15 protein-coding genes are annotated in these 16396 nt (G+C 57.7%); 5 read left to right on the plus strand and 10 right to left on the minus strand.

Annotated features, from left to right (window positions below; genetic code table 11):
- The 3 genes from rplQ to bfr all read left to right on the plus strand — a co-directional run.
- Window positions 1-213, plus strand: a 213-nt coding sequence (gene rplQ / locus ACIPLA_RS23680) for a 50S ribosomal protein L17 (protein WP_401176417.1), incomplete at its 5' end; no start/stop codon positions are given.
- A gap of 240 nt (window positions 214-453) precedes the next feature.
- Window positions 454-1902: a catalase gene (locus ACIPLA_RS23685; protein ID WP_218398904.1), complete on the plus strand. Its 1449-nt coding sequence runs from the start codon at window positions 454-456 to the stop codon at window positions 1900-1902.
- 155 nt (window positions 1903-2057) lie between these two features.
- Complete coding sequence (gene bfr, locus ACIPLA_RS23690; protein ID WP_007896795.1) at window positions 2058-2522, plus strand: bacterioferritin; 465 nt, start codon at window positions 2058-2060, stop codon at window positions 2520-2522.
- A gap of 63 nt (window positions 2523-2585) precedes the next feature.
- Here bfr and uvrA read toward each other — a convergent pair whose 3' ends face one another.
- Window positions 2586-5420 carry an excinuclease ABC subunit UvrA gene (gene uvrA, locus ACIPLA_RS23695; RefSeq protein ID WP_401176420.1) on the minus strand — a complete coding sequence of 945 codons (2835 nt, stop codon included), beginning with the start codon at window positions 5418-5420 and terminating at the stop codon, window positions 2586-2588.
- 191 nt (window positions 5421-5611) lie between these two features.
- Here uvrA and ACIPLA_RS23700 point away from each other — a divergent pair, with 191 nt between their 5' ends.
- On the plus strand, window positions 5612-7009 hold the full coding sequence (locus ACIPLA_RS23700) for an MFS transporter (protein WP_095054556.1): 1398 nt from the start codon (window positions 5612-5614) through the stop codon (window positions 7007-7009).
- Window positions 7010-7018: 9 nt separating this feature from the next.
- Window positions 7019-7543, plus strand: a complete 525-nt coding sequence (locus tag ACIPLA_RS23705; RefSeq protein WP_007896798.1) for a single-stranded DNA-binding protein — start codon at window positions 7019-7021, stop codon at window positions 7541-7543.
- 72 nt (window positions 7544-7615) lie between these two features.
- Here the strand turns inward: ACIPLA_RS23705 and ACIPLA_RS23710 are convergent, their stop codons facing one another.
- From ACIPLA_RS23710 to ACIPLA_RS23750, 9 genes are all read right to left on the minus strand, one after another.
- Entirely contained in the window at window positions 7616-9820 is a 2205-nt protein-coding gene (locus tag ACIPLA_RS23710) for an OsmC domain/YcaO domain-containing protein (protein WP_401176425.1), read from the minus strand.
- Window positions 9821-9925: 105 nt separating this feature from the next.
- Complete coding sequence (locus ACIPLA_RS23715) at window positions 9926-11083, minus strand: glutathionylspermidine synthase family protein (protein ID WP_218398902.1); 1158 nt, start codon at window positions 11081-11083, stop codon at window positions 9926-9928.
- A gap of 12 nt (window positions 11084-11095) precedes the next feature.
- Window positions 11096-11821 carry a DUF1190 domain-containing protein gene (locus ACIPLA_RS23720; protein ID WP_218398901.1) on the minus strand — a complete coding sequence of 242 codons (726 nt, stop codon included), beginning with the start codon at window positions 11819-11821 and terminating at the stop codon, window positions 11096-11098.
- 19 nt (window positions 11822-11840) lie between these two features.
- The gene (locus tag ACIPLA_RS23725; protein ID WP_192345271.1) at window positions 11841-12269 is read right to left on the minus strand and encodes a DUF350 domain-containing protein; all 429 of its coding nucleotides are present in this window, start codon (window positions 12267-12269) and stop codon (window positions 11841-11843) included.
- Window positions 12270-12284: 15 nt separating this feature from the next.
- The gene (locus tag ACIPLA_RS23730) at window positions 12285-12959 is read right to left on the minus strand and encodes a DUF2491 family protein (protein ID WP_218398899.1); all 675 of its coding nucleotides are present in this window, start codon (window positions 12957-12959) and stop codon (window positions 12285-12287) included.
- A complete protein-coding gene (locus ACIPLA_RS23735) occupies window positions 12946-13980 on the minus strand; it encodes an ion channel (protein WP_401176428.1) in 1035 nt (344 codons plus the stop codon). Before ACIPLA_RS23735 ends, ACIPLA_RS23730 begins: the two co-directional genes overlap by 14 nt.
- A 72-nt stretch (window positions 13981-14052) precedes the next feature.
- Window positions 14053-14616 carry a rhomboid family intramembrane serine protease gene (locus ACIPLA_RS23740; RefSeq protein WP_063342386.1) on the minus strand — a complete coding sequence of 188 codons (564 nt, stop codon included), beginning with the start codon at window positions 14614-14616 and terminating at the stop codon, window positions 14053-14055.
- A gap of 156 nt (window positions 14617-14772) precedes the next feature.
- Window positions 14773-15471: a PspA/IM30 family protein gene (locus tag ACIPLA_RS23745; protein ID WP_008073905.1), complete on the minus strand. Its 699-nt coding sequence runs from the start codon at window positions 15469-15471 to the stop codon at window positions 14773-14775.
- Window positions 15472-15495: 24 nt separating this feature from the next.
- Entirely contained in the window at window positions 15496-16077 is a 582-nt protein-coding gene (locus ACIPLA_RS23750; RefSeq protein ID WP_192345276.1) for a YjfI family protein, read from the minus strand.
- Between the last annotated feature and the right edge of the window lie 319 nt (window positions 16078-16396).

Raw genomic sequence — 16396 nt, forward strand, 5'->3', positions numbered from 1 at the left:
AGCCTGGCTAACCGACGTCTGGCATTCGACCGTACTCGTTCGAAAGCTATCGTTGGTAAGCTCTTCAACGACCTGGGCAAGCGTTACGCAACCCGTGAGGGTGGCTACCTGCGCATCCTCAAGTGCGGCTTCCGCACTGGCGACAACGCGCCTATGGCGTACGTCGAGTTGGTTGATCGTCCTGTCGGCGGTGAAGCTGTATCCGCTGAGTAAGACGTCAGTCTGAAACAAAGAACCGGGCCTAGTGCCCGGTTTTTTGTGCGTGTCAGAAAACGCGCTGTTCGTACAAGCTTCCTTGCGGTTCATGCCTTCAGTATATGAGCGGGATTGTTGGTAGTATTTTTCTATTGATGTCTGCAAATTAATGAATTTGTAGGTGCCATGATTGATGGTCAATACTCCCTCCCACGCCGATTAGCCGGCAGCTCCAAAACTGACAGAGGATGAGATCGCATGAGCCAAAACAAAACGCTTACGACCGCCAGTGGCGCTCCTGTCGCCGACAACCAGAATTCCCGCTCCGCCGGCCCTCGTGGCCCTTTGCTGCTCGACGATTTCCACCTGATCGAGAAGCTTGCGCATTTCAACCGTGAAAACATTCCTGAGCGTCGTGTACACGCCAAAGGTTCGGGTGCTTACGGTACGTTCACCGTAACTCGCGATATCACTCAATACACCAGTGCCAAGCTGTTTGAATCCGTCGGCAAACAAACCCCGACATTCTTGCGATTCTCCACTGTGGGCGGCGAACGCGGTTCGGCTGACACTGAGCGTGATCCACGCGGTTTTGCCCTGAAGTTCTACACAGAAGAAGGCAACTGGGACATCGTTGGCAACAACACGCCGGTGTTCTTCATTCGCGACCCGCTGAAATTCCCCGACTTTATCCACACCCAAAAGCGCCTGCCGCAAAGCAACCTGAAAAGCGCGCAGGCGATGTGGGATTTCTGGTCGCATTCGCCTGAGGCGTTGCACCAGATCACTATCCTGTTCTCGGACCGCGGCATCCCTGACGGCTATCGCCACATGCATGGCTTCGGCAGCCATACCTACAGCCTGATCAACGCCAATGGCGAGCGTCACTGGGTGAAGTGGCACTACAAAACCAGGCAAGGGATCAAGAACCTCGCTCCGGCAGAAGCAGCACGCCTGGCGGGTACTGATCCGGATTACGCGCAACGTGATCTGTTCGGCGCCATTGAGCGCGGTGATTTCCCGAAATGGAGTGTCAATATCCAGATCATGACCGAGGCTCAGGCTGCGGCTCACTACGAGAACCCGTTCGACGTGACCAAGACCTGGTCGCAGAAAGAGTTCCCATTGATCGAGGTGGGTGAGCTTGAACTCAACCGCAATCCGCTGAACTACTTCGCTGAAGTCGAGCAGGCGGCGTTCGGCCCGAGCAACATGGTCCCGGGTGTCGGTCTGTCGCCTGACCGCATGCTGCAAGGTCGCGTGTTCGCTTACGCTGACGCTCACCGCTATCGTGTGGGGACCAATCACCAGCAGCTGCCGGTGAACGCGCCTCGCAGCCCGGTCAACACTTACCAGCGCGACGGCTCCATGGCGTTTGGCGCCAATGGCGGCGCAGCGCCGAACTACGAACCGAACAGTTACGTAGAATCACCGAAACAGGCACCGCGCTATGCGGAACCTGCTTTGGCCTTGGGCGGCGCGGCTGATCGTTACGATCATCGCGAAGACACCGACTACTACAGCCACGCCGGTGCGTTGTTCCGTTTGATGAGCGAGGAGCAGAAAAACCTGCTGATCAACAACATTGCCGGCGCAATGGCAGGAGTTTCCAGCGATGTGGTTGATCGCCAATTGCAGCATTTCTTCAAGGCCGACCCGGTGTATGGAGAAGCAATCGCAAAGGCACTCAACGTACAGCTTAACTAAGTCTAAACGATAAGCAGAACCGCCCTCATTTGGGCGGTTTTTGCGTTATTTAAGCTGCTTTTCTAAGAATATCTTCGCTTTTATAGCGTCGGGCGAGTGACCTTCCAGTCAGGTTGGTTCAAACTACAGACTTTAAAGCAGGGAGATGTAGGGCGATGCAAGGTCACCCAGACGTAATCGATTACCTCAACACGTTGCTGACAGGCGAACTGGCAGCCCGTGATCAATATTTCGTCCATTCGCGGATGTATGAGGACTGGGGTTTCACCAAGCTCTACGAACGTATCAACCACGAGATGGAAGAAGAAGCCGGGCATGCTGATGCCCTGATGCGTCGTATTCTGATGCTCGAAGGCACGCCTCGCATGCGTCCGGACGACCTTGATGTTGGCACCACTGTGCCGGACATGCTCGCCGCTGACCTGCGCCTGGAATACAAAGTCCGCGCCGCGCTCTGCAAGGGCATTGAACTCTGCGAGCAGCACAAGGACTATGTCAGCCGCGAGATGCTGCGGGTTCAATTGCATGACACCGAAGAAGACCACACCTACTGGCTTGAAAAGCAGATGGGTCTGATCAAGTTGATCGGTCTCGAGAACTACCTGCAATCCCACGCCTGATTGCACCGATACAAAAAGCCCCTGTCACTGAGCAAGTGACAGGGGCTTTTTTTGGAGCCGGATTCAGGCCCGATCACGCTCCAGCAGTGGCTTGAGGTAGAAGCCGGTATGCGACTGCTTCATCTCGGACACTTCTTCAGGCGTACCGACGGCAATGATCTGCCCACCCTTGGAACCACCTTCCGGCCCCAGGTCCACCAACCAGTCGGCCGTCTTGATCACGTCCAGGTTGTGCTCGATCACCACCACGGTATTACCGTGGTCGCGCAGACGATGCAGTACGTCGAGCAGTTGCTGGATATCCGCAAAGTGCAGGCCGGTGGTCGGCTCATCGAGGATGTATAGCGTCTTGCCGGTATCACGCTTGGACAGCTCGCGAGACAGTTTCACCCGCTGGGCTTCACCGCCGGACAGCGTCGTCGCCGATTGCCCCAGCTTGATGTACGAAAGGCCTACGTCCATCAGCGTCTGAAGCTTGCGCGCCAAAGCTGGAACGGCGTCGAAGAACACCCGGGCTTCCTCGATAGTCATCTCGAGGGTTTCGTGGATGCTCTTGCCCTTGTACTTGATCTCCAGCGTCTCGCGGTTGTAGCGCTTGCTCTTGCAGACGTCGCACGGGACATAGATGTCCGGCAGGAAGTGCATTTCCACCTTGATCAGGCCATCGCCCTGACAGGCTTCGCAACGACCACCCTTCACGTTGAAGGAGAAACGCCCCGGCCCATAACCGCGGGAGCGGGATTCCGGCACACCGGCGAACAACTCGCGAATCGGCGTGAACAGCCCGGTATAGGTCGCGGGGTTGGAGCGCGGTGTGCGACCGATCGGGCTCTGGTCGATGTCCACAACCTTGTCCAGATGTTCCAGGCCTTTAATGCTGTCGTGAGCAGCCGCTTCCAGGGTCGTTGCCCCATTGAGTGCGGTAGCGCTCAAAGGAAACAGTGTGTTGTTGATCAGCGTTGACTTGCCTGAACCGGAAACACCCGTCACGCAGGTCAACAGGCCGATCGGAATCTCCAGATCGACATTGCGCAAATTGTTGCCGCGAGCGCCCTTGAGGGCCAGCGACAACTTCTTGTTACGCGGCGTGCGTTTGGCTGGCACTGCGATCTTCACCCGCCCCGACAGGTACTTGCCGGTCAGTGAATCAGGGTGAGCCATGACCTCGGCCGGCGTACCTTCGGCGACGATATGCCCACCGTGTACACCCGCGCCCGGGCCGATATCCACCACATAGTCGGCCAGACGAATCGCATCCTCGTCGTGCTCGACCACGATCACCGTGTTACCGATGTCCCGCAGGTGCTTGAGGGTGCCCAGCAACCGGTCGTTGTCCCGTTGGTGCAGCCCAATTGAGGGTTCGTCGAGGATATACAGAACCCCCACCAGGCCTGCGCCGATCTGGCTAGCCAAGCGAATCCGCTGGGCCTCACCGCCGGACAGCGTGTCGGCACTGCGATCCAATGACAGATAGTCCAGGCCAACGTTGACCAGGAACTGCAAACGCTCGCGGATTTCCTTGAGAATCTTGTCGGCAATTTCGCCACGGCGGCCGGTCAGTTTCAGTACGCCGAAATATTCGCAGGCGTCGCCAATCGGCAGATTGGTAACCGCCGGCAAGGTCTTCTCGCCAACCCACACGTGCCGCGCCTCGCGACGCAGACGAGTGCCGCGGCAATCGGGGCAGGGCTGGGTGCTGAGGAATTTGGCCAGTTCTTCACGGACCGAAGCCGACTCGGTTTCGCGGTAGCGGCGTTCCAGGTTTGGCACGATGCCTTCGAACGGGTGCGAACGTTTGACGATATCGCCACGGTCGTTCAGGTATTTGAAGTCGACGTTCTGCGAGCCACTACCGTGCAGGATGAACTTCTGCTGATCGGCCGGCAGGTCGTTGAACGGCACTTCAAGGCTGAACTTGTAGTGGGCGGCCAACGACCCGAGCATCTGGAAGTAATAGACGTTGCGCCGGTCCCAGCCGCGAATGGCGCCTTCGGCCAGGGTCAGTTCACCATTCACCAGTCGTTTGGTGTCGAAGAACTGTTTAACCCCCAGACCATCGCAGGTCGGGCAGGCGCCGGCCGGGTTGTTGAAGGAAAACAGCTTGGGTTCCAGCTCGCTGATGGCATGGCCACAAATCGGGCAGGCGAAGCGCGCGGAGAAGATGATTTCTTCGCCGGGCTCGTCATCCATTGGCGCCACAAGAGCGATACCGTCTGCCAGTTTCAGCGCGGTCTCGAACGATTCTGCCAGGCGTTGTTGCAAATCGGCGCGGACCTTGAAGCGGTCGACCACGACGTCGATCGAATGCTTCTTCTGTTTATCCAGTTTCGGCAACTCGTCCAGCTCGCAAAGCCTGCCGTTGACCCGGGCCCGTACAAAACCCTGGGCGCGCAGTTCTTCGAAGACCGAGAGGTGCTCGCCCTTGCGCTCGCGGATCACCGGGGCCAGCAGCATCAGTTTGCTGCCCTCCGGTTGTGCCAGCACCAGGTCGACCATCTGGCTGACGGTCTGGGCTTCCAGCGGAATGTCGTGATCCGGGCAGCGCGGAATACCAACGCGAGCATAGAGCAGGCGCAGGTAGTCGTAGATTTCGGTAATGGTGCCAACCGTCGAGCGCGGGTTGTGCGAGGTCGACTTCTGTTCGATGGAGATCGCTGGCGACAGACCTTCAATGGTGTCGACGTCAGGTTTTTCCATCATCGACAGGAATTGCCGGGCGTAAGCCGACAGCGATTCGACATAACGGCGCTGGCCTTCGGCGTACAGCGTGTCGAAGGCCAGGGACGACTTGCCGGATCCGGACAGGCCGGTGATGACGAGCAGTTTGTCCCGTGGCAGGGTCAGGTCGATGTTCTTCAGGTTGTGGGTTCGGGCCCCACGAATCAGGATCTTGTCCAAAGTGGCCTCGCTCGGCGGGCGTCGAAAACGTAGGAGTATACGGCCAAATACTGGATGGATGCACACTATCAAATGCGGGGTGCGCAGCCTTGCATGAAGACTGCGTCATCTGTGCGCGTCATAGCGTCGCGATATACCCCGTCAATCGATGGGACTGGTAGAATCGCCGCCGGTTCACATGAGGTTTTTCCATGCACGATCCCCACAGCGAACGCATGAGTGGCAGTGAGACCCGCGCAGCAAGCGGTCTGGCCCTGGTGTTCGCCTTCCGTATGCTTGGCATGTTCATGGTGTTGCCGGTTCTGGCGACCTATGGGATGGACCTGGCAGGAGCGACCCCGGCCCTCATCGGGTTGGCGATTGGCGCTTACGGCCTGACCCAGGCGATCTTTCAGATTCCTTTTGGCTTCATTTCCGATCGCATCGGTCGTCGTCCGGTGATTTACCTGGGGCTGATCATCTTCGCCTTGGGGAGTGTGCTGGCGGCCAATGCCGATTCGATCTGGGGCGTTATCGCCGGACGTATCTTGCAAGGTGCCGGGGCGATTTCTGCGGCGGTGATGGCGTTGCTGTCAGACCTGACCCGGGAACAGCATCGGACCAAAGCCATGGCCATGATCGGCATGACGATTGGTCTGTCGTTCGCTGTCGCCATGGTTGTAGGCCCGTTGCTGACCCGTGTCTTCGGTCTGTCCGGGTTGTTCTTCGCCACCGGTGGCATGGCGCTGGTCGGCATCGTCATCGTGATGTTCATGGTGCCGCGTGCAACCGGGCCGTTGCAGCACCGCGAGTCCGGCGTTGCGCGCCAGGCGCTGATACCGACACTCAAGCATCCGGACCTGCTGCGCCTGGACCTGGGTATTTTTGTGTTGCACGCGATGTTGATGTCGAGCTTCGTTGCGTTGCCCCTGGCCCTGGTCGAAAAAGCCGGACTGCCCAAAGAGCAGCATTGGTGGGTGTACCTGACCGCGTTGCTGATTTCCTTCTTCGCCATGATCCCGTTCATTATCTATGGCGAGAAGCGACGCAAAATGAAACGAGTTTTGCTCGGTGCCGTCGTGACGCTGATGTTCACTGAGCTATTCTTCTGGCAGTTCGGCGACAGCTTGCGGGCTCTGGTGATTGGTACGGTGGTGTTCTTCACCGCGTTCAATCTGCTGGAAGCCTCCTTGCCATCGTTGATCAGCAAGGTTTCACCGGCAGGCGGCAAGGGCACAGCGATGGGGGTATATTCCACCAGTCAGTTCCTCGGTTCGGCACTGGGCGGGATCCTCGGCGGCTGGCTGTTCCAGCATGGCGGTTTGTCGGTTGTGTTCCTGGGATGTGCCGGGCTGGCTGCACTTTGGTTAGCCTTTGCTGTTACCATGCGTGAACCTCCGTATGTGACGAGCCTGCGCTTGCCGTTGTCGCCCGAAGCGATTCGTGAAGCTGGCCTGATCGAGCGCCTGAAGGCCGTCGTTGGAGTAACCGATGCAATCGTGGTTGCCGATGAAGCGGCGATTTACATCAAACTGGACACCGAATTATTGGATCGCACTACCCTGGAGCGTCTGGTGAACAACCCGGCCGCGACAGCGTGCGAAGCCTAGGAGAACGTTATGGCCCGTGGGGTTAACAAAGTCATATTGGTCGGCACTTGCGGCCAGGATCCCGAAGTTCGCTACTTGCCTAACGGTAACGCCGTGACCAACCTGAGTCTGGCGACCAGCGAACAATGGACCGACAAGCAAACCGGTCAGAAGGTCGAGAAGACCGAATGGCACCGTGTGTCGATGTTCGGCAAGGTTGCCGAGATCGCCGGCGAATACCTGCGTAAAGGTTCGCAGGTGTACATCGAAGGCAAGCTGCAGACCCGCGAGTGGGAAAAAGACGGTATCAAGCGTTATACCACTGAAATCGTGGTCGACATGCAAGGCACCATGCAGCTGTTGGGCGGCCGTCCACAGCAGGGCGACCAACAAGGCGGGGGCAATAACTACCAGCAGTCCGCCCCGGCTCCACGCCAACAGGCTCCGCGTCCGCAGCAGTCGGCACCGCAACAGTCGCGTCCGGCTCCACAGCAGCAGGCCGCTCCTCAGCCGGCTCCGGATTTCGACAGCTTTGATGACGATATCCCGTTCTAAAAAAGCAGCTATCCAGTAAGTAATAAAAAAAAGCGAAGCCAGTGATCTGGCTTCGCTTTTTTGTGGGCGCTGTTAACTGAATAAAGTGGCCACATTGGCCCGTGCCGAGTGCAGTTTCTTGTAGCTGTCGATCAACCGCAGGTGCCTGTCGAGCCCCTCCAGTTTCATGCTGGTCGGCGTCAAGCCATGGAAGCGCACGCTGCCGTCCACCGATCCGATTGCTGCATCTGTGCGCTCGTTGCCAAACATCCGACGGAAATTGGCCTCGTAGTCTTCCAGTTCCAGGTCTTCGTCCAGCTTCATTTCCAGCACCACATTGACGGCCTGGTAGAACAAGCCACGCTCAACCGTGTTGTCGTTGTACTGAAGGAACATCTCCACCGCCTCTTTCGCCTCTTCGAATTGCTGCAAGGCGAGATAAATCAGCAGCTTCAACTCCAGGATCGTCAGCTGACCCCAAGCCGTATTGTCGTCGAATTCGATGCCGATCAAGGTGGTGATGTCGGTGTAGTCGTCCAGCTCACTTTCCACCAGACGCTCAACCAGCGCTTGCAGTTCGTCTTCGTCCAGGCGATGCAGGTTCAGGATGTCGGTGCGGAAGAACAGCGCTTTGTTGGTGTTATCCCAGATCAGATCGTCCGCGGGATAGATTTCCGAATAGTTCGGCACCAGGATGCGGCATGCCTTCGCGCCGATATGCTCGTAGACCGCCATGTACACTTCCTTGCCCATGCCTTCGAGAATGCCGAACAAGGTCGCGGCTTCCTCCGCGTTCGAGTTTTCACCCTGACCGGAGAAGTCCCACTCCACGAATTCGTAATCCGATTTGGCACTGAAGAAGCGCCACGACACCACGCCGCTGGAGTCGATAAAGTGCTCGACGAAGTTATTCGGCTCGGTCACCGCATGCCCTTCAAACGTCGGCTGTGGCAAGTCGTTGAGGCCTTCGAAGCTGCGGCCCTGCAGCAATTCGGTCAGGCTGCGTTCCAGCGCCACTTCCAGGCTCGGATGCGCGCCGAACGAGGCGAACACACCGCCGGTACGCGGGTTCATCAACGTGACGCACATCACCGGGAATTCACCGCCCAGGGACGCATCCTTCACCAACACAGGGAAACCTTGCTCTTCCAGCGCCTGAATCCCGGCCAGTATCCCGGGGTACTTCGCCAGCACGTGGGCGGGCACATCCGGCAGTGCAAATTCGCCTTCGATGATTTCGCGTTTTACCGCGCGTTCGAAGATCTCCGACAGGCACTGCACCTGGGCTTCGGCCAGCGTGTTACCGGCACTCATGCCGTTGCTCAGGAACAGGTTTTCAATCAGGTTGGACGGGAAGTACACCACCTCGCCATCCGACTGGCGCACGTACGGCAGTGAGCAGATGCCGCGCTCTTCATTGCCCGAGTTGGTATCGATCAGATGGGAACCACGCAACTCGCCGTCGCGGTTGTAAATCTTCAGGCAGTACTCGTCGAGAATTTCAGTTGGCAGCTCATCTTTACGGCCAGGCTTGAACCAGCGTTCGTCCGGGTAGTGCACAAACGCTGCGTTGGCGATGTCTTCGCCCCAGAACTGGTCGTTGTAGAAGAAGTTGCAGTTGAGTCGCTCGATAAACTCGCCCAGCGCCGAGGCCAACGCGCCTTCTTTGGTCGCCCCCTTGCCATTGGTAAAGCACAGCGGCGAATGCGCATCGCGGATGTGCAGCGACCACACATTGGGCACGATATTGCGCCACGAGGCGATTTCAATCTTCATGCCCAGGTCCGCCAGAATGGCTGACATATTGGCGATGGTTTGCTCCAGCGGCAGATCCTTGCCCGCGATATAAGTGCTCGCCTCTGAACTGGACGCAGGCATTAGCAACGCCTGGGCATCGGCGTCGAGGTTTTCCACCTCTTCAATCACAAACTCAGGCCCGGCTTGCACCACTTTTTTCACGGTGCAACGGTCGATGGAACGCAGGATGCCCTGGCGATCCTTGTCGGAGATGTCCGCCGGCAACTCGACCTGGATCTTGAAAATCTGGTTGTAGCGGTTTTCCGGATCAACAATGTTGTTCTGCGACAGGCGGATGTTATCCGTGGGAATACTGCGCGTGTCGCAGTACAACTTCACGAAATAAGCTGCACACAACGCCGACGAAGCCAGGAAGTAATCGAACGGACCTGGTGCCGAGCCATCGCCCTTGTAGCGGATAGGTTGATCGGCCACCACCGTGAAGTCATCGAACTTGGCTTCAAGTCGAAGGTTGTCGAGAAAGTTGACCTTGATTTCCATGGGGGATTACCAGAATAACGGCTAAACGAATGGCCGCCATTATCCGGTATTTCAGCCGTAAGTCTTGCGGACATCGTACTTATGTCCACACCGGCGATGGATGGGTCAGTCGAGTATCAGGTGCGGCAAGAAACGGCTCGAATCCTTGGTGATCAAACTGTTGTCTTCCCGCACACCAATACCGGCTGCCTGATCGCCAATGACCCAGGAACCCACCAGCGTAAAGCTGTCGCCAAACTTCGGCAGTGGGGCGAACTCCTGAAGGATAAATGGCGCGTCGGTGTAGGGTCCGTCCTCTTTTACGATCAGACCGTCAGCCGTTTGCAACTCGATGTTGGCGCCTTCCCGGGAAAAGAACGGTTTGCGCACCCAACCTTTGGGCACCGCTTTGCTCGGGTCGGCATCCAGGTGTGCCGCGAGCAGGTTAGGGTGACCTTTGTTGAACTCCCACAGCAGCGGCAGGATGCCCTTGTTGGAGATGATGGATTTCCAGGCCGGCTCGAAAAACTGGGTGTCGCTCTGGGCAATCGCTGCACCAAAGGGCTCGTGGAAGATGAACTCCCAGGCATGCAGCTTGAACAGGTGAGGAATCCAGCGATCTTCTAAATCGACGAAACGTCCTTCAGCGGTGAGGCCGATGTCTTCGATATCGATGTGTCGCGATTCGATGCCGACCTTTTCCGCGATCAGGCGCAAGTAGTCGGTGGTGCCTTTGTCTTCGACCGAGTCTTTCATCGAGGCGAAATAGAAGGGCTGTTTGAGCTGCAGTTGGGCAAAGGCCTGATGCAGCTTGGTGTCGATGCTGTTGAACTGGTCGGCATGCTTGGGCAGCAAGCCGCGTTCGATGCATTGCTCCAGCCAGCCCCATTGAAACGCCGCGGCCTCATACAGGCTGGTCGGCGTGTCGTAGTTGAGTTCCAGCAACTTGGCGGGCCCGCTGCCGTTGTAGGAGAAATCCATACGCCCATACAGATGCGGGTGGCCTTCGAGCCATGAAGTGCGAACCATGTCGAAGAATGGCGCGGGAATGCTCAGGCGCTCCAGCAGCTCCTCGCTCTGCACCACGCGGGCCACCAGGTCCATGCACATCTCATGAATCTCGGTGGTCGGGTCTTCGAGATCGTTCTCGATCTGTTTGAGCGTGAATTGGTAATACGCGCTCTCGTCCCAATAGGGTTCGTCGTCGATGGTATGGAACAGAAAGCCAAGACTTTCGGCGGTCTGTTTCCAGTCATGACGCTCTGCGCAGAGGATCTTCTTCATGGTGCTCGTTCCTTAACTGCTCGATCGGCCAGCACTACTCGAACCGCCCCAGCCGCTGCGGGCGCTGGCTTTGCTGCCGAAGCCGCCACGGGAGGTGGATGAGGCAACGGACATCGGCTTGCTGCCGGAACGGATTGAGTCGGCGTAGCTGCTGCTGCCATACCTCGCCTGATTGGACTTGGTAAAGGTTGAGCCTTTGGAAATCCGCTGGTTGAGCGTCGAGGAGCCGTAGTTGCCGCGATCATCGCGGTAGCGGTAGACCGGCTCGGAGAAGTAGCTGTTGCGGTTGCTGCTCAGCATGTTGCCGATCAGCAGGCCGGTCAGCAGGCTGGTGCCGGAGAACCCGGAGCCTCCAGTGTTCGCTTCCGAGGCGGGTAATTGAGCCTTGGCTGCGTCCACTTGGGATTGTGTTACCTCGCCATCGGCAGTCAGTTCGAAACCACCCAGCTTGGGGATGAACTTGCCGGCGGAATCCTGTTGGCACCAGTCGGCGACAAAGTCGGCATCGCAATCGGCCTGGTTGTCGTAGACCGGCGCGATGCGGCGGTGCTCGGCCATGGCGCTCATGTAGGCGTCAGAGCAGACGTCCACCGGGAGCTTTTCATCGGCGCACTGCTGAACGGACTGGAAGTTGTATTTCTTCTGCACCGGGTAGGTCTTTTCCGCTTGCCCGCAACCTGATATGGCCATGGCGACCGACGCGGCCAGCGAGAGCTGAACGTACTTGCTTCGTTTCATCGGGATCTCCGTGGCGCAATCAGTTCTGGGAAGGGGTCATGCAGGCGGCGTTCAACATGCCGACGCTGATGGCCACTGCCGCGACATAGATACCCGCAGCGATTTCGCCTTTCTTAATTCGTTCAGAGGCGCCTTTAAGCACCAGGCTGGTCACCAGAAAAGCCAGCAGTTGTACAAAAGCGGCGATCACTGCCCAGACGACGAAGTCCAGAATGCTGATCGAGTAGGCGATCACATTGCTGGCCGGAATGGCGAAACCGATGATGGCGCCACCCAGTGCGATCGAGGCCGCAACGTTGCCAGAACGGATCAGTTCGAACTCTTTGTGCGGGGTGATTCGGGTGTAGATGAACTGGAACAGCGCGAACAGTACGGCGGCACCGAGGATGTACAAAACAAACCCGAGCACGGCGGCTTTGTTCAGGGAGATGGAGAGCGCTTCAAGCATGGACTTCTTCCTTATTTAAAAAGTGTTCAGGTCAGTGGTGTACAGCGAAATGCCCAGCGACGTGCTCAAGCTGATGGTGCCTTCGGCGTCTTCTTCGACGGAAAACAGCAGGAATTCCCGGCGATCGGTCAGGCCGGTTTCGCGGGCATACAGCATCGAACGGTGCTCGATGCTGTAGGACTCATCCGGGTTTTTCAGGTGTTCGCTCAGCGCCACCAGTTCTGTCTGGCCGTTCTCGGTGCCCCATTCTCGGGTGTATTCGACACCGTTGTGGGTGTAGGTCGGCAGCCCGATCAGGCTCTGAGGGCCGGCCAGCCGACTCAGCTCCGCTTCACTGTTGATGGTGATGTAGTTGAGGTAATTGAACAGGATCACCGACTCGACCTGGCCGGCGATGTCGCCAGTGGTGTGCACTTGCAGCCAGAAGTCTTCGTCATTCATGTAATAGCGTGACAGCCAGGTCGACTGCCCGAGATCAACCGTGCCAGCGCTCCAGATCTGTTGGGAGCCAGGGATGACCACGGTGGTGTTACCGTCGAGCAACAACTTCAGGGTGGTGTCGAACATCACCTCTTTGCCCAATGCCAGGCCCAGCGGGCCGATGGCGGGCAGGGTTTCGTTGGCTGCCCATTTCGATTCAGTATTCGCTTTCGGGGCCTCAAGCCCCATCAACTGTTTAAACCATCCCATTGGTGATTTCCTTGAGGCGAGAGGAGGCGATGTAGAAGAGTTCGCCGCCCTCAACGCGAGTGGCGCCGGGCGGGTTGATCGAAGGCTGTCGGGCGCCTTTGGCGCGGTAGCCGATAAGGGTCGCGTTGTGCTGTTCTTTCAGCTGTGCATACAGATCGCCGAACGTGGCTTCAAAGGTCTCGGGCAGTTTCATCAGGTACTGGGTGGCGCCTTGACCCACGCACAGCAATTCATTGATGACCGCGGATGAGCCCGGATCCTGAGAGGCGCGTACCAACATCTCGATGGCCATGCTCGAGGTGCATTCCAGGCTGGGCGCGTAGGCGCTGGCAAGGGCGGCGATTTCGCTTTCATTGAAGTGGGCGACTACATGGCCGACCGGGCTCAATTGATTGACTGCCAGCACGGTGGCCAGGGTCAGGTCGTCTGAATGGGTTCGCACCAGTACGCGTTCGGCACCGGGGACGCCGGCCCGCAGCAACAGCGCGGCAGAGGACAGGCTTTCGCCTTTGATAAAGTCCGCTTTGCCCGGCATGGGATTTTCTTCGAGGTCGCAATCGCAAATGACGATCAGGTTGTCATTGGAGGTTTCGTCCTGCAGCAATAATTCAATGACCCGCTCGCTGGATGCGCCTTCCCAGCCAATGAGAACGGTATGGCCGACCTTGCCGGTGAAATCGCCTTTGCCCTTCATGCCTTTTCTCCATACATCGATGACACTGCTGGTGGTTTTGCCGATGGCTGCCGTCAGCAGCGCAATGCCCCCGAGCATGACCCAGGTGGCCACGAAAATTCGTCCTGCGTCTGTCTGTGGCGCGAGATCGCCATAGCCGACGGTGAGCGTGGTGGTGAGATAGAAATAGGTAAACGTGGCGGGAGCGGTGAGGTGTTGTTCGCCCAGAATCACCAGGCCGATATAGGCCGTGCTTATGTGTATACCCAGCGCAATGGCCAGGCCTGCCCAGCCGAACCGATGGAAGAAGGACGAGGCGTACGTGCGCAATAAAAGGAAAATCGACATTACATCCCTGACTCCGTGGGGGGCTCATTCCTGGCGACGTAATCGCTCTGGCGTCTGAGTGCTCAAGTGCGGTTACCGGGTGGCATTAAACCTGCTGCGCGGCGTAGATAACAGTACCTTGGCTGCAATAAATCCGGCGATCGCACCAAAGATATGCCCTTCGAAAGACATGCCCTGGCGGGGAAGGAAGCCAAAAATCAGACCACCATAGAGCAGGACCACGACACTGGCCGTTATCAGGTTGCTCCAGCTCCTCTGGAACCAGGCGCGCGACAGGAGGTACGCCCACAGCCCGAATACCCATCCGCTGGCACCGATGTGAACGCCTGCAAAACCGAACAGCCAGACCAGCGAACCGCCCAGCAGAATAATGATGGCGCTGACGGCCATGAACCGGCTGAGCCCTTCGACAATGACCAAAGTACCGAGGATCAAAAAGGCAATCAGGTTGGTGCTCAGGTGCGCAAAGGACCCGTGCAAGAAAGGCGAGGTGATGATGCCGACCAGTCCCTGCCATGTTCTCGGCACCAGGCCGAAGGCAATAAGGCTGTAGCCAGTCGCCACATTGAGCAGTTGCAGCGCGACCATGAAGAGGGCCACACCCGCGATTGTCTTGAAACCCTTCAGGGCATCCATCCATGACCTCGAGTCGACAAAAAAGAAGGCAACGAATCCATGTGGGAGCGGGCTTGCTCGCGAAGGCGGTGTGTCAGGCAACATTGATGTCGACTGATACTCCCTCTTCGCGAGCAAGCCCGCTCCCACAGGTTATGCGCCAGGCATCAGGGCCGGTTACTCAGCCGATTTTTTCTTCAGGCGTTCCAGAATCGCATTGGCGCTGCCTTCGTTCGGCGTGATGCCGGCATCGCGCAGCTTGCGCTCCAGGTCGGTGCCGGTCGACGCATCGGCCAGTTGGTCCTGGGCTTCCAGTTCAGCGGCGCGTTGCTGCTGTTTGGCTTGCAGGCGGTTCAGCGTACCGACGGCAGTTTCCAGCTTGCCGTTGGCGCCGCCACTGGCGATCGAAGCACTGACCTGGGCTTTCTGTACGCTTTCACGCGCCTTGGCCATGTCCACTTGCTGGCGCAGGCTTTTGATGCGGCTTTCGGCCTTGGTGATGTCTTTGCGCATATTGTCCGCATAACCGCCGAATTCGGTGGCCTGCTTTTGCTCGACATCCAGTTCATTGGTCAGGGTCGAAATGGCTTCGGCCACTTCCAGTGCCAGGTCTTCGCGGTTGGCCTGGATCGCGGCCAGAGCCTTGGATTCCAGATCCTTGATCTTGGCGTTGTACTCGCTGACGCGATCAGCCGACAGTTTGTGTTTGGCCATGATGGTGACCAGCTCACGCTTGGCGTTGGCCAGCGCGCTGTCAGCATCGCGAATTTCCTGGTCGAGGATGCGCAGGGCCTGTTGGTCGACGATCGATTCGCCGACTTCGTTGGCACCGCCACGCAGCGCGGTGAACAATTTGCTCCAGATGGACTGAGTCATTGGATATTTCCTGTTCCCGAAAAATTAGATGAAGAAACGTTCAAAGGCTTCGCTGGCGCGCTGGACGTTGTCGACGAGGGTTTTGACCTCGGTCACGACGTTGGTCAGGCTGGAGTCGGAGCTGAGTGCGCCGAACATGTTGTAAACGATCTGCCCGTTGGGCATGGACTCGATACCGATCGAGGACAGCGGGAACATTTCCCGGCTGCGCAGAACAGCATCATTGAATGCCGGTACGTCGTTGATGGACTCGATATCGACCAGAACGGTATCGACGATGATCTGATCGCCAACCACCGCGATGTAAATCGGCAAGCCACCGAACTCGTTCATTTCCAGCTTGATGCTGGACTCGGAGCCTTGAATGAGGGAAAGGGTGATGTCGTTCGAAACCACTTCGTCGAGGGCCTGAAGGGCGCTGTAGAGGCGATCGATGTTCCAGTTATTACCTGCGCTCATGTAATTCTCCGACATGAATGAGCCAGCCAGAATCGGTTGGCGTAGCTGTTTCTCCATCTGCTTGAGCAGGCTTCGGTTTTCGGGAAGCACCCAAGTCTCGTGTTTCACATAACCGGCGGCACCCAGGCCCGCGCGCATCTGCTTCATATAGAAGCTGGATGGTTTTTTCGCGGACGGTTTTGAGCGCTCTCCCTTTTGGCTCGTTGAATCGGTCACAGATCCGGTAGGCGGATCTGATGGAGAGCTGCTTTTCATACTGGTGACTCCGTAGTGAAAATCTCACGCGTGAGAAACACTACAGGCAATTTTCGTGGCCCTCAATAGCTCACGCGTGAGATTTTTTAGACTGTTGCACAGGGTAATGACAACAGAAGGTCATGTGGGAGCGGGGGGGGGGGCGGAAGCGGGGGGGGCGGCCACCAACAAATTGTCGGTATAACCCCCCGACCCGGGCCCCCCCCCCCCC

It is taken from the genome of Pseudomonas sp. NPDC086112, assembly GCF_044746425.1.
In the GTDB taxonomy this organism is placed as follows: domain Bacteria; phylum Pseudomonadota; class Gammaproteobacteria; order Pseudomonadales; family Pseudomonadaceae; genus Aquipseudomonas.